Genomic DNA, 19572 nt, shown 5'->3' on the forward strand with positions numbered 1-19572 from the left:
TGGATTCCCTCACTTTAATATTTGAACATAATCAGAATTTAGATTCGCTTATACAATAAAGAAACCTGGCGATAAACCACTCAGCGCCAAGTAGATCTATGCATAGGAGGACAAAGTGTCGGATTCTGATTAGTCATATTGTGAACCATGCCACTGTTCATGTTTGTTGACAGGTCCACATAAACATCCACAACCTCTAATTCAGTCATGACTCTATCCCCCCTTTGAAAGTTCAAAATTTAATACAGAAAACTTAACATGGAATACGACATGGGTCAAGACACGGCAACCTCAATCACTTCCTCCGCGTCTTTCCGCTTCCTCCTTCAATCCACCGTATTATCAGCCTTACACACCTCTACGTAAATTTTGATGATGTACTCATCGGGATTACTTTCTGCAAAATAAGTGAGTAGGTCCAGTGCATACACATGTCCACAGACTTGCAGTCCCTCTTTTTCTATCTCCTCTTTCATGAGGGAATACGTCTCCGGCATGCTTTCGTATGAACCTCGATGATTCATGACGGCATACATCCCTTTTGGCTTAATCCATATCGTTTCCCCTGAAATGGGAGCTTTTATTTTGTTGCCAAAGTAATCCGGATAGTATTCTCCTGCCTCATAGTGCTCCTGAGTTAAGATCGTCCATACCGGAAACTCATAGTCGATCATCTGTTCATCACAATGGGTCCTGTATTCAATGAACTTACGGAAGAATTCCTTATCCCCATCCCCTTGCTCCAGTTGTACAGCAATAAAATACTCCAGCTCACATTGTTCGATATGCAGCCCTTCAGGAGAAGCATCCGTGGCTTGTTTCGTCATTTCAATGGCACCACTTAGCAGCTTTTGCATACGTTTGATTCGTTGTTGCTCCAACTCAAGTGCCTTTAATTTCTGTTCAAACAACTCAATTAACAATGGTGTATTCTGATTTTGAATAAACGACTTAATCTCTTGGAGTGAGCTTCCTGCCTTCTTCAGCACATGTATGACATCCAGCACATACGTTTGTTGCATACCATAATAGCGGTAGCCCTTGGCATTGGTATATTCAGGCTTTAACAGCCCAATCTCGTCATAATGAAACAAGGTATGTTTGGTCACTCCGCAGATCTTGGCAAATTCACTGGTGGTAAAGTGTTGTGCGTGATGTCCAGCCATCTTTGGGCCCTCCATGTACATATGTAGTCTAAGTTTTATCAATATAAATGCATTATAGTCTGTAAAGAAAAGTTTGACTATAGGGTTACCCGATAGTTTAGTCTTGAATTGTAAGTTATTCATATCGTCGGAGGGAAACATGTCTAAATTCAAACGTTGGATGATTCTTGTTATTGTCTCAAGTGCACTATTACTCATTGTGATGGATATGACCATCTTGTACACAGCCCTACCCAGCTTGACCTATGATCTCGGTGCATCTGCTTCGGAGAAATTATGGATTCTGAACGGTTACTCCCTTGTCATGGCGGGTCTTCTTCCTGCAATGGGAACACTCGGGGACCGTCTTGGTCATAAAAAAATATTCACCCTGGGCTTGCTCGTCTTTTCTGCTGCTTCTCTTGCTGCTGCCTTTTCTCCAGTACCGGCTATGCTGGTCATGAGCAGAATTCTTCTAGCCGTAGGTGCCTCCATGATGATGCCAGCGACATTGTCGATTATCAGAGTTACGTTTACGAATGAGCGAGAACTCGCACTGGCAATCGGCATCTGGGGTTCCATTGCATCAGGTGGTGCTGGATTGGGACCGATTGTTGGTGGACTGCTTCTTCAACACTTCTGGTGGGGTTCTGTGTTTCTGATTAACCTGCCCATAGCCATTATCGCGTTTGTATTCGCCTTGAAAATAATCCCTAAACATCAAGGGGATGCGTCGAAAAAGTGGGATTTCACCAGTTCCATTCAGATCATGATTGCCATGGTCGGAATTATCTATTCCATTAAGGAATTCACAAGACGCGAAGGATCTCTGACACTCGCTATCATAGCTGCTGTGATCGGTGTTCTGTCCCTGATCATCTTTATTCGCCGTCAGAATAACAGTCCCAATCCGCTGCTGGATCTGTCCTTATTCAAAATCCCAAGATTCAGCACCGGCTTTATTACCGCACTGGTTGGCTTGTTTGCACAAATGGGTGTGCAATATATGGTCACTCAGCGGCTTCAGCTGGTGGAAGGCATGTCACCTCTTCAGGCTGGACTATTCACCGTATCCATACCTGTTGCAGCACTCATCGCCGGACCTGTTACGGGGGCCATTATGCACCGTGTGGATGTTGTATATATCAAAAGCTTCACTCTCTTCATCTCTGCCCTTGGCATGGGTACGTATCTGATGTATTTCAATGCTGGGTTCACTGGGCAGATTCTCGGTTTGGCACTGCTTGGTGCAGGTCTTGGATCAGGCATGACCGCTGCATCACATTCCATTATGAGTTATGCCCCACCACACAAAGCGGGTATGGCCGCTTCCATTGAGGAAGTGGGTTATGAGCTGGGCGGAGCATCCGGTATTGCAATCATCGGAAGCATGTCGACCCTTTTCTACACACTCGCTATGAAGATTCCTGCGGGGATTAGTGTGCCAGCCAATGCGAAGGACAGTCTGGATGAAGCGCTTATTGCTGCCGAAAGCTTGCCTGTTGCGTCTGCTGAATCGCTCAAAAATGCCGCCTTTGCTGCATTTGACCAATCCTTCTTTGTTGTCATTGCAGGTGTGACCGTATTTCTGTTCATTGCTGCTCTGATTATGAGTTGGGTTGCTGTGCGGTTGAAACGAGCCCCAAAGCACAGCGTTAAAACGTAATGAAATTCACTTCATGAAACAAAGCGAGGTATATACGAAAAATGTCAAAAGAAGAGGATTAACTCAATTAAATTAACGTCAAAAACCATTACCTGAGTTGTTTCAGGTAATGGTTTTTGATATGCCTGATAACCGAAGCTTACCACCTTGCTGCACCTCACGGAAGGTAGGCATCCTCTACCTCAACTTTTCGTTCATTCCCCATCGCAATGTATCTTACGTTAATGACATTTCCTTTCTGAAAATGGGGAATATGTGTGATTGGAATATAAGTCTCTACAATTGTTGGGAAGGTGCGGCCGTCAACTTGGGTTACAGTCAGATCCAATCGCACGCCAGGCCTTCCATCCCTACTGGATGATGTCTGTACAATATCATGAATTATTGCTTCTGTTGGAATTCCGTCCATCAGAATGCTCTTGCGAAGGTGATGTTTCTCTTTATTGTTACGTAACAGTTTAAATGCCATAATCGTAGTGATCGTGCCTGTTGTAAGCCCAAAGACAATAACAGCAACAAAAATAATTAATGTGACGGTCATGATAACCTCCTTTTAGTTGAAACTTATGTTAACTACTTCTTGTTTAGATCTCTTAATCCTGCCAATTTGCTTGAATGGGAAAGCTTTAACGTCAAAAAAGCCGCCTTAAGGGCGGCTTCATGCTGTGTATGTTCAACTCAACTTAGTCTACTTTCGCACCATACGAGCGCACAAACATAACGGCTTGTTCGCGATCCAAACGTACGCCTTTGATATCCAGTGATTTCAGATCGATTCCTTCCAGGTTAGCCCCTCTAAGATCGGCCCCTTGAAGCTTGGCTCTGCTTAATACAACTCGGGTAAGATCACAGTCTCTCAAATCCGCTTTGGTGAAATCCGTGTCCGTAAAGTCAGCCTCAAAGAAACGAATTCCTCGCAGATCCTGTTTCCCCAAACGCGTATGTCTCAGATTTGTATAGGACCAATCGCCGTGACTTAGTGTGATGCCATCCATTTGCGCACCTGAAAAGTCTGAGCCTGTCATCTTGCAGGAGCTAAATTTGGAAGCAAAGAGATTCGCACCAAAGAAGGTACAGTTTTCAAAAGCCGATTCCGTATGAATCGAACCATTCATGGAAGCCCCTTTGAAGTCACACTCGATAAAACGACAGTTACTCGTTTCGATTTCTTCCATAGAAGCGTTCATAAATGTACACTGTTTGAAAACACAGCTTATGAGTTCTCCATAGCGCAGGTCACGTCCCTCAAAATGTACTGCTTCATATTCCTGATCCTTATATTGATACACTGGTTACACCCCACATTGTATATTTCTCCGTCTTTCTTCATTAAATGAACTTTTTATACTATACCACACCCCTGTCAAGTACCTGCTTAAACACCCACAAAAGTCAAGTTACTTTTTTTATGAGAAAAATCTGAAAACTAAAAAAGGAACGCATAAAGCGCCCCTCCAGCTCACACTTTTAACTGTTCCAATATGGGCTTATATATATGAAACTCTCCAGTTAGCTGCTTGTTTTATTCCTATAAGAAAGCATTACACCAGTTTTTTGGACATCCTGTATAGGGATAACGAAGGTTTATTAATTTCTCCTACTCTCTGGTATCCCAAACGCTCGTAGAGTTTAATAGCTAGTAGGTTTTCCTTTTTAACCGTAAGTGAGGATTTGGACAGACCTTGTGTTATAGCTTGCTCCTCAGCAAAATGAATGAGCTGTGTTCCTACACCAAGTCCTCTGCTTTCTGGCAACGTAGCCAATGTCCCGATGTGGTACTCGTCGTTCTCCGCTTCTTTTAATGTCACCATGGAGTAGAACTCTTTCCAGTGTTGGAGATTATACTTAATCAAGCTCCATTTCCGAAGTTCAAACAGCTTGGAGAACGTTGGCAAAGCAAGTTTGTTCATTATAGTGGTCGGATAACATACGATCATGCCCAGCGTTTGGTTACCCATTTTAGCTTCATAAGCATATTGGTGACTGAATCGGTTCTGATTTGAACGCCATAACTTGTTAAATGTTTTCTCTATAATGCCTTTGTCCTTGGTACCTGCAAGCGAATAGGCCATATATTCAAGTGCCATCTGATTTAGTTGCCCGCCGACTAATGATTGTGGACTGGCTTTTGTTATGGAAATCTTATTCATCGCTGTCACTCCTCTAGGTAGCTGAAATTGGACTAAAGCTTGGCAACAGGTTGGTTGAATGATAACCCCTCAACGATCACATTCACCGTATCAATGGTTAATCCGGTCAGCTGTTCCACATGTAATCTCACATTGTTTTGCAATTCCCTGCAGACTTCATGCACTTTTGTTCCATAACAAACGACAACCTTTACGTTTATCTCCAGTCTTGATTCTACCTTGCGGATATCTATGCCATTTTGTAGACTTTTCCCGCTCCACTTTTTGGTGATGCCCTCTATAAGTCCTGTCGACATGGAGGAAATCTCACTGGTGGTATTCGCAATCTTGCCGACAATTTTGGAGATCACATCATCCGATATTTGAATTTTTCCCAAAACATTTTGAATGGACATCCTAGGTCCCCCTCTTTACACCCGCATTTTTGATAGATAATAATATCATTTAATATAAATATAAATCATATAAAGTCAAATTTCAACTTTTGAATTGAGTCATCCTCATTTCTACCTGTACATAGCAAAAAAACCGCGATCATCGCGGCTTCTTCTAGTCATACTATGGGAATTTTAATTGAATACGGACAGGAATGCAGGAAGATAACTCGCTATCTGTTCTGCCTTCTTCTGCCTGCTCTGTTTCTTCTGCTTGTACGATCCACTGCCTACCGATTAACGTTTGCAGCAATTCAATCTCTTCTGCGGTCAGACGAATATGCTTCAGAGACAACTCATCTTGAACGTAATCCCGATCCACCTTACGGTCAAACCGGAAATCGAGCAATCGTTTCAACCCGTTAATATGCAAAAACTTGAACTCATAACCTTGACGTATCGCCTTTTCCCAATCGTCTCCGATATCAGTTGCTGTCTGTAGTCTTTCATCAAAATCCATCGTGGATTCCTTAACCAGAGGCAACAAACGGGAATAGTCTCGACGTTGTAAACATTCAATAATCACTTCTTTTGATTCTCCACTTGTCAGTACATTTTCTACAAGAAGCCCTACAGGAATGGACAGCTGAGTTCGACTCATTGCTCGCCCTCCTCATTCCCGAGGTACTGATTGAACCAGGCATTCACCTGCTCGAAGCTATCGATCCGTAATGAAGGTTTACCGCTTTTGAGTAAACTGTGGTTGGAACCCGGGTAACGAATCAGTTTGGTCTTTTTGCCATATCGTTTTAGCGTAGTATATAATTCCTCCGCTTGTGCAATCGGTGTCCGATAGTCCTGCTCTCCGTGCATGATCAGAAGTGGCGTCTCAATGTGATGTGCATGGGCAAGAGGTGAGCGAGACCACAGGAATTCAGCGTTTTCCGCCGGATTACCACCAATGACTCCCTCGACATAGGAAAGTCCGATATCACTCGTTCCATACATGGACAACCAGTTGGAGATGCAACGCTGGGTTACAGCCGCCTTGAAACGGTGGGTATGCGCTACAATCCAGTTGGTCATCACTCCGCCATAACTGCCACCCGCTACACCCAGACGTGATGCATCAAGGAAATCATATGTAGCCAGGGCATAATCAACAGCTTCCATCAGATCCCGGTAATCCCCTCCGGCAAAGTCACCACGGCAAGCTCTGGCAAACTCCTGACCGTATCCCATACTTCCGCGAGGATTGATCCACAGCACAGCGTACCCTTGCGCAACGAGTGTCTGCATTTCATGACTGTATGTACCCGTATACATCGCGTGGGGTCCACCATGAATCTGCAAAATCAATGGCAGTTTCCCATTGGTGTCACGTATTGCCGGTGTGGCTAACCAACCTTGAAGCGGCCATCCATCAGAGGACTTAAACTCTACACGGACTGGCACATTTACAGCCAATTCAGCCATGAATTCATCATTTCGCCGGGTGAGTCTGAACATTTCACCACTGTCGATATCCACGCGATATAACTCTCCAGGGTGTTCAGCAGTCAACGCAGCGATTACCAGCGACGAACCATCTGGCGTTAAGGTATACTGATACACATCCTTTTCACCAGCGCCCGTCACAGATTGATATTTCCCATCTTCTTGAATGCGATACACGTCCACATTCCCGTTATCTGTTCCGAGTACATATACACCACGTTCCGGATGCTTATTATCCATGAGTGGAGAAGGTGACGCACCTGCCGACTTCATATCTCCAAGCGCCGCGTTACCAATCTGCATATCTAATTGAGGTGCGATTGGCCTGGGTATACCTCGATGAACGGGGACAGCGTATAAGCTGTTGTGGCTCCCGCTTCCATACTCACGATCACTGGCGATCAGGATCAGCTGTTGCCCGTCGGACGAATAGGAGAATTGGCTTATCGCCAGACTGGAATCCGTCACTTTGAACAGATCACTCTCTCCCAATCGAATGCTATATACATCGGTAAAGTAAAGCAGATCCGCATCAAGTTCCTCGTCCTCTACTTGCTTCGAAATGAAAGAAAGCTGCTGGCTATCTGGCGACCACGCCGGAGCGCTGATATTCCATAGCCCGGAAGTCACCTGCGTGATTTCCCCGCTTTTGATCTCATATATAAACAACTGGCTGTATTGACCGTCCCACCAGCCAGCCCCTTCCGCCTTCGGCGTTGTACGCTCGAAGACTTTACCTCGCAGCTCAGGTACAGACTCCTGTTGGACGTCTGCTTTCTTCTGTTGGTCCTCCGGTTGTACTTTGCTGGTAAACGCAATGTACTGCCCGTTCGGCGACCAGATATAACTCAATATTTTACGTGCGGGAGATATCAGCATGACCGGCTCTTTTTGATCTGAATGGAGCGTCCATAGTCCTTTGCCACCATCCACTGAGCGAATGAATGTGAGCTGTGTGCCATCCGGCGACCAAGCAGGTGAGGAATCTTTTGTTCCATCCGAAAGTGCAATATCTTCATCACCATCGAGCGAAATCCCTCGAATTTGTGTATTATATTCGTTTTTATCCTGATCTATGGTCTGTTCCACATAAGCCACTTGTCCGTTAGGACTGATCACCGGCTGACTTATCCAACGGTAGTGACTCAGATCCTCCGGCATAATTGGTCTTTGATTCATAATGATGGCTCCCTTCTCCGTTTATTTATGGGTTGTCTCCGTACGTGGATCAAGCACATCACGCAGCCAATCTCCAAGGAAAATAACACCGAGTACGGTAAATGTGATCGCTAGTCCCGGGAATGTAGCGACCCACCAGCTTGTAGCAACGTATTGTCTGCCATCACTGAGCATCCCTCCCCAGGATACATCAGGTGGTTTGATACCCAGGCCCAGGAAACTGAGTGAAGCTTCCATAATAATCGTTGTGCCGACATTCATACCGCAGATGACGATAAAAGATGAAAGGATATTCGGCAGAATGTGTTTCAGAATCAATCTTCCATTCTTCGCGCCAATCGATCTGGCCGCATGAACAAAATCACGCTCTTTGATACTAAGAACCTCACTTCTTACCACACGGGTGAATGGAACCCAGTTCGTCACCCCGATGACAAAGATCAACGTTGTAATACCCGGGCCAACAATTGCCATCACAACAAGCATGAACAGAATGGTTGGAATCGCCATGAATGCATCACCTACACGCATGATAACAGCATCCAGCCATTTCCCGTAGAATCCGGATACCAGCCCCAGAATCGCGCCAATAATTCCTGACACAATCACGGCACCCATCCCCACGATTAAGGAAACTCGGGCACCATATACAATTCGACTCCACATGTCTCTGCCGAGATTATCGGTGCCCAGCCAGTATTCGGCCGTTCCGCCCTCAAGCCATGCTGGTGGTTTAAGTCGGCCCAGCGGATTCACCGCTGCCGGATCATGACTTGTCAATAGAGGTGCACCTATGGCAATTAACACAACCAACAATACAAGCACAGCACCAAACATTCCGGTCTTGCTGATGATCAGTTGTTGCCAGATATAACGAAATCCCGTTGGTGCACGCCCATTGTCTTGTTCCTGTTCTGTACCCGGAATTGGCATTTCATTGCTGCCTGTCATATGATTGCACCTCCTTCTAGTCGTATTTGATGCGCGGATCAAGTAGCCTGTAAGCTACATCCGTCAAGATGTTGATTACTACAACGATAAAGGCAATGACAAACACCGCTGCCTGTACAATCGCCATATCATGTGTGTTGACTGCAACGACCAGCAACTGACCCAGTCCAGGCCAGGAGAATACCGTTTCCGTAATCAAAGTGCCCCCGATCAGACTTGTAAACTGCAAACTCATAATTGTCACGACCGGAATCAATCCGTTCCGAAATGCATGTTTTACAATGACAACCATCCGGCCAAGCCCCTTGCTACGAGCTGTTCGAATATAGTCCTGGTTGAGAATCTCCAGCATGCTGGAGCGAATCAGTCGGGTCATCTGCGCAGCCAGTCCAACACCAAGTGTAAAGGCCGGCAAGATCAGATGTGACAATCCTCCGCGACCAGATACCGGCAATACGCCCAGCATGACGGAGAACAAGAGGATAAGCATAATCCCCATCCAGAAGTTTGGCATCGCCTTACCAATGACGGATATTCCTGAAATAATGAGATCGGTAAACGTATTGCGTTTGACAGCTGAAATGACTCCAAGTGGCACAGCCATAAGTACAGCAAAAAACATGGCGGCTACAGCCAGTTCAAAGCTGGCAGGCAATCTCTCCAGCACAAGCTCTAACGCAGGCTGATTGTAGCGAAAAGATTGACCAAAGTCTCCCTGTATCGCACTGCCCAGAAACTTCACGTATTGCGTATATAAAGGCTGGTCCAAACCAAGTGCCTGCGTCAAGACAGCACGATCTTCAGCGGTAGCCGTTTCAGGCAACATTAGCGCAACCGGATCACCGGTGACTCGAACCAAAATGAACACAATTAATGAAACAATGAACAGCACCGGAATGATCTGCAGTAGTGACTTAAGTACGTATTTGCCCATTCCTTGTTCACCTCCCTTTTAAAAAAGAACGGCAGGAACATGGTTATCCAGTCCCTGCCGTTCACGGCCTATCTTTTCAATGACCGGTTGTTATACCCGATGTTACTGTGCAACAGGTGTAATCTCGTCAGCATAGAACATCTCGTCACTGCGTGGCGCGAAGTTCACTTTAGCATTTGTTCCGTAGACACCTTCCATTTGGTACAGATATACGGCTGGGCGTTCTTCAGAGAAGATCTGTTGTACTTGCTGATACTCTTTCTCACGAGACGCAGGGTCCATGTTCACCAATGCCGATTGAAGCAGTTTCTCTACTTCAGGGTTGTTGTAATCCGACTCGCCTTTTGCTTCTTCCAACATATAACGATTGTAGTTATTCGAAGCATCGAACAAGGAGTTACCAATACCAATCATGAAGATTTCTTTGAATGATTTGGAGCTGTAACGTTCACTGAATGCACTTGCTTCCAGGACATCCAGATTGATTTTGAATCCGGCTTGTTCCAGCATTGCTGCAACAACTTCAGCCTGTTCTTTGTATTGTGCGGAAACGGAGATAGTCATCTCGGCTTCACCTTCCGCATAGCCAGCTTCTTGCAGCAACTGTTTGGCTTTTGCTTGATCATAAAGTGATGTTTTGTACAATGAAGGATCAGCACCGAAGTTGCCTGGTGTTACGGATGTGCGGGTTACGATACCTGCTCCGCCGGCAATGCTGTCCACGATCCCTTGTTTGTCGATAGCCAGGTCAATCGCTTCACGTACTTTCGGATCAGCTGTGATGCTACCTTCTGTCTGACGGAATATCAACTGAAGCACACGCTGGATTGGCGCTTTGACAATCTTCTTATCTGCTTCGCCTTCGATCCGGGCAATGTCAGTGGAGGGAATGGAAGACGCCACATCTACACCACCAGCAAGCAATTCGGATACACGTGTGGAGGCTTCAGGAATAACGCGGAATACCACTTCATTCCATTTTGGTTCACCGTCAAAGTAGTTCTCGTTTTTTACTAGTTCCACACGATCATCTTTGGTCCATTTACTGAACTTATAAGGGCCTGTGCCTACTGGTTGTTTCAGGAAAGCATCGAATCCTTTATCCGCAATATATTTTGCTGGCAGAATGCCTGCTCCCATTTTGGACAGACGGTTCAGGAGCAACGGATCTGGACCATCTGTGATGATATCTACGGTATAGTCATCCACCACTTTAACTTCTACGATATTTTTGAAATAACTGTTTTGTTTCAGTGTCTCGTTCTTGGCTACGCGCTCCAGCGTGTATTTTACATCTGCTGAAGTGAATGGATCGCCATTGTGGAAGGTAACACCTTCACGCAGCTTAAATCTCCACGTTGTATCATCGACTTGATCCCATGATGTCGCAAGTCCCGCAACTTTTTTCTGTTCACTGTCATTTTTGATCAGATAATCAAAAACGTTGACCAGAACCGCCTCACTGGAAGTGTTGTTGTTGTTGTGCGGATCGAAACTCTCAATATCGGTTGCCGCAGCAACGGTCAGTGTTGTACTTGCGCTTCCACTGCCCGTTCCTTCTGTTGCGGAACCATCATTCGTGCTTGTCGATTTTCCTCCGCAAGCGCTGAGTACCATTACGACTGCCAGTAACGTGATCCACAATCCTGTCCATTGTCTTTTTTTCATTGTGATTGCTCCCCCTCAGAAGTTGTATTCCGTGCCAAAAATTCAAGTGCTACTGCAGACAACATGCCCACACCATAAGGCATCGCTGTCTCATCAAGATCAAACATGGGATGGTGGAGTGGATAACGAGTACGTTCCTCATCATTCCCAGATCCTAGTCTGAAAAACACACCCGGAATCTGTTCACAATAAAACGCGAAATCCTCGCCCCCTGTGGAGGGTTTGATATAAGTCCATCCCTTCTCCGCATTAACCTGATCACAAGTCTCTGTTAGCAGGTCAACCATGCCGAGATCATTCACGACAACAGGGTATCCATCGCCGTAGACAACTTCGCACCCAGCTCCGAATGAATCACAGACCCCTTTAACAACCTGCTCGATCAAAGCTGGCATCCGCTCACGAATGGCAGGTGAGAGTGTTCGAACCGTACCGATCATCTCCACTTCGGGGGCGATGGCTGTTCCCATATAACCTCCCGTGATTTTGCCAATCGTGACTACTGCCGGTTCAAGTGGATCAACCATCCGACTGACGATATTTTGCAATGCGGTGATGACCTGAGCAGATACCGCAATCGCGTCAATACCCTCATGCGGACGAGCTGCGTGGCCACCCTTGCCAAACACCTTGATAATCAAGGGATCAGCTGATGCAAAAGCAACGCCCTGACTTACGCCCAAGGTTCCCGTGTCCTGTCCAGGTGTCATGTGTAATCCTGCGATGGCATCAACCTTTGGATTCTCCAGAACGCCGTCCTGGATCATGGCTCTTGCACCTGCAAGTCCCTCTTCTGCTGGCTGGAAAATAAATTTGATGTTGCCTGACTTCGGTCTTCCAAGACCAGTAAGCAGTTGGGCGGCTCCCATCAGGATGGAGGTGTGAGCGTCATGCCCACACAGATGCGCTTTGCCTTCTACTTGCGAACGGTATTCCACCGCTTTCTGATCCTGGATTGGCAAGGCATCCATGTCTGCGCGCAAAGCAAAGGTTGGTCCGTCGGTCTCTCCGCGAAGCAGGCCTGTAACCCCGGTCTGTCCGACATTGCGTGTAACTTCCAACCCCAGGCTTTCCAGATGCTCAGCTACGATAGCAGATGTGCGATGCTCCTCATAACCGATCTCCGGATGCTCATGTAAATCTCTGCGCCAAGCACTTAACTGGGCTTGTAGTGGCTGAGCCAGCTGTATTAGTTCTGAACGATTCATTTGCTGTCATTCCCTTCATTTTTGTCCGATTCAGAAACCAAACGGGCATAGATTGCATCCGCTGAGAATTCGATATGCCTTTTCATCGTCTCCTTAGACTTAGTGCTATCATGGGCTTTCAATGCTTCAAGAATCTCCATATGTACACCGTGGTTGACGGTACGTATCCGGTCATCATAAGGCATCAAGTCAAGCGCCGGATTAATTTTCGTCCGGATCTGTCTGACGGCTCTCTCGCAGTATGGATTCCCCGAAGCCTTGGAGATGGTTAGATGAAATTTCACATCCAGCGCCCTGAACCATTCCCTTGTGCAGTCTGGCTCTATACTTTGCTCCATGTAACCCTCAAGCAACTCCAGTTCGCCTGCGGTGATCCGCTCAGCAGCGAGAAAAGCTCCCTCTGGCTCGATGATGGTTCGATATTCGAACACCTTCAGCATCTGTGACCAATCCCGTTTAATTTCTTCTCTGGTCCGTTTATGCGAATTGGCTGTCAGAGGCAGTACAAATGTTCCGCCTTTGGCACCCACCCTTTTCTCTATCAAGCCTTTCTCTTCCAGTGAAGAGAGTGCCTCGCGAACAGTAATCCGGCTTACGTTAAAAATCTCTGCCAGATCTCGCTCGGCTGGAAGCTGTTCTTCACTCATTAATTCTTTCAAAATAATGGCTTCTTCCAGTTGTTCCCTAATGAACTCACTAACCTTTTTGGTGGATACTTTCTCAAAACGAAATGAAAACGTACTGGACATCTAAACACTCCGATCTGTATATGGTCTAGACCTTATACCATTAATATAATTCCGACTAAACTTATATGCAATACTTTTTTTCAAGTAAATTCATATTTTTTTTCTAACCACCTCCAAATTGAAGCATTTTGGCACAAAAAAGACGCATCTACACGCAGCAGATGCATCTTCGCTTTCGTTATTCTCCTCTATAACTTCTTATTGGCAAAGGGTCTGAAATCCTCTGTAACCGCAAGTTTTTTGCTTCCCCTCAGGTAAAAGCTGTCATCCGCTCTCCAGGTATGACTCTTTTTGTTCTGTCTGCGGTGATAGACATAATTGTAAGGAGAGGTTGCATACGCTTTGAACCCTCTTTTCCTGCATTGTCTCAGGAAGGTCACATCTTCCCCTATGGAACGGTCCGTGAAGCGGACTTTTTTCAAGATCTCTCTTTTGAATAAAATAGTACCCCCTTGTACAAATTCAACCGGTTTATTTTTTTCAGCTGGAGATCTGACCAACAATGTCTTGGATGCGCCCAAATAGATCAGGCACGAATGTTTACCCACAATATCACTTTTGGTCCGTCTAAGTTCTCTCACCTGCTCTGTTAAATAATACGGCGAATAGTAGTCATCATCATCAAATTTGGCTATCAACGAAAAGCGTGCCCTTGTCATGCCAGCGTTCAGGCTTTGTCCTAGGGAAATGCTCTCCGGAACTTGATATACATGAACATTGGCAAGATTTCGAACCCGGTTTTGGTATAAAGCCAGATTCATACTGTCATGATTCAGGACAATGATCAGCTCTTTGCTTTTATAACGCTGCCGACTGTAATTTTGCAGGATGTTATCAAAAAATTGCGGCCGATTGGTACATACAACAATGGAAACACCATGACCCATTTTGTGTTTAGTCAAGACATACCCTCTTTTCAGCTCATTTTTCTCTCATCATATGTGCCGAAACAGAGTCTGGTATGGACCAATAGCTAGCATCCAAAACACCAAAAACCCTCCGTCCCCAAATAACAGGACAAAGGGTTTTGTAATCTATTGTTTTAAGCCTTTTCTATGCTTCGCTACCGTTATTCAAGTACACAGCCTTACCTGTGCGAGCAGATTCATAGAGTGCTTCCAGGATTTGAGATACAACCAGCGCTTGTTTCGGTGTAACGACTGGCTCTTGATCGTTCTCAATCGCTTCAATCCACTTTCTCATCTCAACATCCGGTGCGCTCTCGCTCTTACCATCGTAGAAAGCTACCCCGCCTGCACTCAGTTCAATCTCATTGGTGTATAGACGGCTGAATTTCTCACCATTGATGCGCAGTCCGTTCTTCATATCCGCACCCGCTTCGCTACCGCTCAAGCTACATTTCGCCTCATCCACATCCAGTGAGTTCAGTGCCCAACTGGATTCCAGCATGATCGTTGCCCCATTCTCCATCACAATCATGCCAAAGGCCGAGTCTTCTACGGAGAATTGTTTTGGGTCCCACGGGCCCCAGGCATTGGCCGCATTTTCACGTTGTGAAAGCTCATGATAGGTCGTACCCAGCACAACTTTTGGTTGATAGTTATCCATCATCCAGAGCGTCAGATCAAGTGCGTGCGTACCAATGTCAATCAATGGGCCGCCACCTTGTTTCTCCTCATCCAGGAAAACACCCCATGTTGGTACTGCTCTACGTCTAATCGCATGTGCTTTGGCAAAATAAATATTACCCAGGTCACCTGCTTCGCACACCTTCTTCAAATACTGACTGTCTTCTCTGAAACGGTTGTTGTATCCGATAGTCAGTTTTTTGCCGGTACGTTCTGCCGCTTCCAGCATGAGCTGTGCTTCAGCAGATGTCTTCGCCATTGGCTTTTCACACATGACATGTTTCCCCGCTTCCAGGGCAGCAATAGAAATCTCGGCATGAGAAATATTCGGGGTAAGTACATGCACAATGTCCAAAGACTCATCCTTAAGCAATTCCTGATAATCCGTGTAGACTTCGGCTTCAGTAGTGCCATATTTCTGTTTAGCTTCATCCGCACGTTCCTGAACGATATCACAGAAAGCCACCAGTTCAACATTATCCAGTTTACTCAGACTCGGCAGATGTTTACCATTCGCGATTCCACCACAGCCAATAATTCCGATACGATATACTTTACTCATATATATATTCACCCTCACTTAAGTATTGGTTGTTTCATTTTACGAAAAGCCGACGGGGTCATCCCCAGACGTTTGCGAAATACAGCATGCAAATAGTTGGCATTATTGAATCCTGAAGCAAGTGCGATCTGTTCAATGGATACGTTACTTTCCTCCAGATTGCGGCACACGGAGCGCAGACGAATATCCTCCAGTACACGGCTGAACGGCATCTCCGGCTGTACTTGGTAGAAGATTCGCTGCAATTGTCTGCTGCTAATATGGAGTTTCTCAGCTACATGCTCCAGCGTGACCACTGAAGGGTGATTCGCCTCCATATACTGTACTGCATACTCATAACGATATACCGACATATCCCGCACAGGGGCTTCCGGTCGATTCCCCCCGGTGTCGTATGCTCGCACGGTTTTGAGTAATATGCTGATAACCAGTTGCTTGATCGACGTATAATAACCTAACAATTTCTGATCACATGCCTCGTAGGCTTCCAAAAAACAATGCATTGCCCGATGATAATCATTCACCGGAGTAAGCGGAAGCGTTCTCAGCTTTTCCATCGTTTCCTCGGATTCTGCTGCTTCCCAGGGATCGACATGCTCTCTTGGCTTGTGAACGATATCCACATGAAGACATAGTTCATCCATGTCCTCTTTGGCATCAGCCTCCTGATAATGAACGACACCTGGTCCAGTCAAATACAGCATACCTTCCGAGAGTGCATGTGTCTGATCATCGAGAATAACTTTACCTTTACCTCTCGGGATAAAATGAAACTCAAACTCCGCATGATTATGGAAATCCACAACTCTGCCCGCTGGAAAAGAAGTCAGATGAAATCGCATCACGCGAATCTCATAATGTCCCCAAACCATTAGAATATCCAGTCTCTCCAGGAGATCCTGCCGTTCAAGCATTTTCTCATAAGGATACAGGCTCAAGATTGCACACCTCCTTTATTAAAACTAACCCTTCAACTCTTTCAGAGTAATTCTGCGCCCTTCTTTGGCAGAGAGATTCGCTGCTTCCATCAAACGGGTCAGCTCCATAGCGATCTGCACGTTTTCAGTTGCATCCGTATCATTCTGTATATGTGCAACCCATTGATTGAATGCGCTTTCTCTTTGGTCTACCAAAGGAAGTTCAGTCCAGTCATCATATTGTCCCTGTGCTGCTTTCGTGCGAATCAATAACTTTTCTTCGGGTGTCCCATACAGAAGTGTACCTTCCGTACCATGAACCTCAATCGTAAATGGAGAATGGCTGTTCACAAAACCGGCTTCAACAACGCCGACTGCTCCAGAATCCGTAAACAAGGTTGCGACTGCATTATCTTCCACTTCTTTGCCTGTAATATATCCGAAGTTCGCATTAACCGCTGTTACTTCCTGACCCAGAAACAGTTTGGCGAGATACATTGGATGACAGCCCAGATCAATCAGCGCACCGCCCTGACAATCCTTCAGATCATAGAAGTGTTCAGGCAACCAGTTGGAAATTGCTCCATCATGTGATAAACGCGCTCTAACATAAGTCACTTCACCAAGTAATCMCTGGTTAAGGACATCCTGAATCGTTAACGTATACCCTGCATTCAGTCGAGGTAAGGATACTGTCACCTTGACGTTGTTTGCCTTTACCTCATTAAGGATTCTGTTGGATTCCGCCTGTGTCGAGGCAATAACTTTCTCCGTGAAAATGTGTTTACCTGCTTTTGCAGCAACGGTGATCACATCTTCATGGATGCGAGTTGGCGCATCTACAATAACGGCATCGATGTCATCCTTGGCCAGCATATCTTCGAGTGAAGCATAGAATGGTACGTTTAAACGTTCAGCCGCTTCCTGTCCGCGCTTAGCATCTTCATCCCACACAGCGGCGATGGCTGTATCCTCATGTTCCTGTGCCTGCTTGATGTAATCCCATGCGTGAACATGCCACAAGCTAATTTTTCCAATTCGAATGGTCACTGTTGTCTTACCTCCATAGGATATAAGGTGAATCTGTAAAATTTACACTCAGCCACTCCGATTGCAGTACCATCTTACGATCACTGTTATCCCCGTATTTTTTGAATCATTTCTTAATGGAGAAAATCCGGGGATAGCGTATGCTTCCGATGTAGCTTTCTTTCAGAAAGCTTTTAGGTGAACGCTTCGCTTCTACAGATTGGTTCTGCACTCTTCGTTTGCGTGTAAATGTTACATTCATCTTATATAATATTCTGACATTTATCTATAAGTTATCACAGACTTAATCTATTTTTAATAGAAACTCACGACAATAAATGTATAAAATCACGACATGTTTAACTTCTTCTATTCATTCATATAAAACCTCAAAGGATTTTTGATGATGATCACTTTCTCTTCTATCCATCTTTTTCTCGAAACGCAAAAAAAAAGCGAAACTCCGTAAAGGAATTTCACTTTAGCTATCAGTTAAGAAAAAAATCTTATAAAATTAAGGGCTACGGCGTACAGTTTCACCATTTAATAAATTAACTTTTTGATCATTAATTGAAATTGTATGGTTATCAACCCATTCCAAGTCTACCTGATCCGTCTTTCCCTCATAATAAAATACTCTTTTAAACCAAAGTGGGCCTTTTAATTCCCCCATAACGCCAAACGATCCCATGGCTCCAGCGTCAGTTTTATAGAAACTTATAGTATAGTGCTTATCTGGTGAATGTGTAGTCGTAAGTAATTGTTTGTACCCAGAAAATATCGATGTAAATGACAAAGCACCCAAAAGGATGAAGATCAATGCTAAGGATAGAACCGTTGAGATCCAACTTCTTACCTTCGTAGACTTGTTCAAATTATCTTTGAAACCAAGTATGGCTATAGCTAATACTAAAATAGAAAGAATTAGAATTACATAGTTGGGAGGACTAACTAGCCATTTATTATTCATATGAGAATATAGTGAGTACATCGAAACAAAGTACAAAATCAGGACTAAAATCAAAGCAATCCAGCTCATTTTTTTCACTAAAATTGAACCCCCTCTTCCCACTTAGGTTATGTATGAACAGTCAACGGAATCAATCATTTTTCTACTGAATACTATGCTATCTGTTTTCACTTACTCATCACTTTTTTTACATACTTTTCTGCCTTGTAATCTTTTCGAACCTCATGTAGCGTATTGCTATTCGCTTCCGACCAGGATTCAAGTATCATCCTCGGTTCCGCTTCAATGAAGTCACGCGCCTCAATCATATCACCGTCTCTAAAAGCCTCAATCACATGAATTAAGTCAGTTCGATCAATCAACTTTACAAAGTTAATACCAGCTAATGTCTCACACGACTCTGTGAAGTGGGATGAAGTAATTACGATTGCTTTCTTAGCCTTGTAATATCTCATGCAAGAAAACACCTCTTGTACAGCGCTGATGCCGACTGGATACTCTATTGAGTATCGCTTTGCTTGGATGACATTTCTAACACCTTCCCGATCAGTGAAAACTACGTCAGCACCAAAATCGCGACTTCCTAAAGTTTTATAAACCCCTGAATAGCCCAACTCAATTAACAATCTGTACAAGTACATCTCGAAACCAGAGCCATCCTCCATCTTGTCTATATCAGCGATAGTAATAGCTTTTAAGTCGTAATTTTCCTTAGTGAATCCCCCTGATCTCTTGTGTTTACGTGTTAAACTCAGAATCCAAAGGCTAAGTGCAATAATCACTACTACGATGAATACAAATAAAATATAAATCATTAGGTCTACCTCCATTACAACAAACTAGCACAATAATACCACATTTTTCTATATTGGGGATAAAACGAAATAGACATCCTCATTTTTAAAGAACGTGTTTTAACCCAAACTAAAAAAACGCCACAAATTGGTAAGTGACGTTTAGCTCTAAGGAAGTGTTTAAGGAGAA

The 19572-nt window shown here is 44.8% G+C and carries 19 protein-coding genes; 1 reads left to right on the forward strand and 18 read right to left on the reverse strand.

The genetic code is table 11. The features are described from left to right. Positions 1–326: 326 nt before the first annotated feature. Entirely contained in the window at positions 327–1166 is an 840-nt protein-coding gene (locus AC1DE7_RS07010; protein ID WP_477534004.1) for a MerR family transcriptional regulator, read from the reverse strand. 139 nt (positions 1167–1305) lie between these two features. Here AC1DE7_RS07010 and AC1DE7_RS07015 point away from each other — a divergent pair, with 139 nt between their 5' ends. Next, the gene (locus AC1DE7_RS07015; RefSeq protein ID WP_405159266.1) at positions 1306–2811 is read left to right on the forward strand and encodes an MFS transporter; all 1506 of its coding nucleotides are present in this window, start codon (positions 1306–1308) and stop codon (positions 2809–2811) included. Positions 2812–2968: 157 nt separating this feature from the next. Here the strand turns inward: AC1DE7_RS07015 and AC1DE7_RS07020 are convergent, their stop codons facing one another. The 17 genes from AC1DE7_RS07020 to AC1DE7_RS07100 all read right to left on the reverse strand — a co-directional run bounded on the left by AC1DE7_RS07020 (position 2969) and on the right by AC1DE7_RS07100 (position 19403). Continuing rightward, positions 2969–3352, reverse strand: a complete 384-nt coding sequence (locus AC1DE7_RS07020; protein WP_477534005.1) for a hypothetical protein — start codon at positions 3350–3352, stop codon at positions 2969–2971. A gap of 142 nt (positions 3353–3494) precedes the next feature. Continuing rightward, positions 3495–4100: a pentapeptide repeat-containing protein gene (locus AC1DE7_RS07025; RefSeq protein ID WP_340029586.1), complete on the reverse strand. Its 606-nt coding sequence runs from the start codon at positions 4098–4100 to the stop codon at positions 3495–3497. Between the two features lie 252 nt (positions 4101–4352). After that, positions 4353–4961 carry a GNAT family N-acetyltransferase gene (locus AC1DE7_RS07030; RefSeq protein ID WP_076327706.1) on the reverse strand — a complete coding sequence of 203 codons (609 nt, stop codon included), beginning with the start codon at positions 4959–4961 and terminating at the stop codon, positions 4353–4355. A 32-nt stretch (positions 4962–4993) separates the two neighbouring features. Further along, positions 4994–5356, reverse strand: a complete 363-nt coding sequence (locus AC1DE7_RS07035) for an Asp23/Gls24 family envelope stress response protein (RefSeq protein ID WP_076327707.1) — start codon at positions 5354–5356, stop codon at positions 4994–4996. Positions 5357–5519: 163 nt separating this feature from the next. Further along, on the reverse strand, positions 5520–5996 hold the full coding sequence (locus AC1DE7_RS07040) for a hypothetical protein (RefSeq protein ID WP_477534006.1): 477 nt from the start codon (positions 5994–5996) through the stop codon (positions 5520–5522). Then, entirely contained in the window at positions 5993–8011 is a 2019-nt protein-coding gene (locus tag AC1DE7_RS07045) for a S9 family peptidase (protein WP_477534007.1), read from the reverse strand. Before AC1DE7_RS07045 ends, AC1DE7_RS07040 begins: the two co-directional genes overlap by 4 nt. A 21-nt stretch (positions 8012–8032) precedes the next feature. Continuing rightward, complete coding sequence (locus AC1DE7_RS07050) at positions 8033–8962, reverse strand: ABC transporter permease (protein WP_036670788.1); 930 nt, start codon at positions 8960–8962, stop codon at positions 8033–8035. A 16-nt stretch (positions 8963–8978) separates the two neighbouring features. Continuing rightward, on the reverse strand, positions 8979–9896 hold the full coding sequence (locus AC1DE7_RS07055; RefSeq protein WP_017688654.1) for an ABC transporter permease: 918 nt from the start codon (positions 9894–9896) through the stop codon (positions 8979–8981). Positions 9897–9998: 102 nt separating this feature from the next. Next, positions 9999–11564 carry an ABC transporter substrate-binding protein gene (locus AC1DE7_RS07060; RefSeq protein ID WP_477534008.1) on the reverse strand — a complete coding sequence of 522 codons (1566 nt, stop codon included), beginning with the start codon at positions 11562–11564 and terminating at the stop codon, positions 9999–10001. After that, complete coding sequence (locus AC1DE7_RS07065) at positions 11561–12772, reverse strand: M20 metallopeptidase family protein (RefSeq protein WP_282321539.1); 1212 nt, start codon at positions 12770–12772, stop codon at positions 11561–11563. The genes AC1DE7_RS07060 and AC1DE7_RS07065 overlap by 4 nt, the downstream gene beginning before the upstream one ends. Beyond that, on the reverse strand, positions 12769–13521 hold the full coding sequence (locus AC1DE7_RS07070; protein WP_127545888.1) for a FadR/GntR family transcriptional regulator: 753 nt from the start codon (positions 13519–13521) through the stop codon (positions 12769–12771). The genes AC1DE7_RS07065 and AC1DE7_RS07070 overlap by 4 nt, the downstream gene beginning before the upstream one ends. Before the next feature lie 188 nt (positions 13522–13709). Beyond that, a complete protein-coding gene (locus AC1DE7_RS07075) occupies positions 13710–14423 on the reverse strand; it encodes a glycosyltransferase family 2 protein (RefSeq protein WP_477534009.1) in 714 nt (237 codons plus the stop codon). A 151-nt stretch (positions 14424–14574) separates the two neighbouring features. Beyond that, positions 14575–15672, reverse strand: a complete 1098-nt coding sequence (locus AC1DE7_RS07080) for a Gfo/Idh/MocA family protein (RefSeq protein ID WP_036608277.1) — start codon at positions 15670–15672, stop codon at positions 14575–14577. A 14-nt stretch (positions 15673–15686) separates the two neighbouring features. Next, positions 15687–16610: a helix-turn-helix domain-containing protein gene (locus AC1DE7_RS07085; protein ID WP_477534010.1), complete on the reverse strand. Its 924-nt coding sequence runs from the start codon at positions 16608–16610 to the stop codon at positions 15687–15689. Between the two features lie 24 nt (positions 16611–16634). Beyond that, positions 16635–17639, reverse strand: a complete 1005-nt coding sequence (locus AC1DE7_RS07090) for a Gfo/Idh/MocA family protein (RefSeq protein WP_477534011.1) — start codon at positions 17637–17639, stop codon at positions 16635–16637. A 493-nt stretch (positions 17640–18132) separates the two neighbouring features. Continuing rightward, on the reverse strand, positions 18133–18657 hold the full coding sequence (locus AC1DE7_RS07095) for a DUF5412 family protein (protein WP_405132432.1): 525 nt from the start codon (positions 18655–18657) through the stop codon (positions 18133–18135). 98 nt (positions 18658–18755) lie between these two features. Further along, positions 18756–19403, reverse strand: coding sequence for a restriction endonuclease (locus tag AC1DE7_RS07100; RefSeq protein ID WP_157116112.1), 648 nt, complete (start codon positions 19401–19403; stop codon positions 18756–18758). Positions 19404–19572: the final 169 nt, after the last annotated feature.

The sequence above is a fragment of the Paenibacillus sp. 10L310 genome, assembly GCF_056395745.1.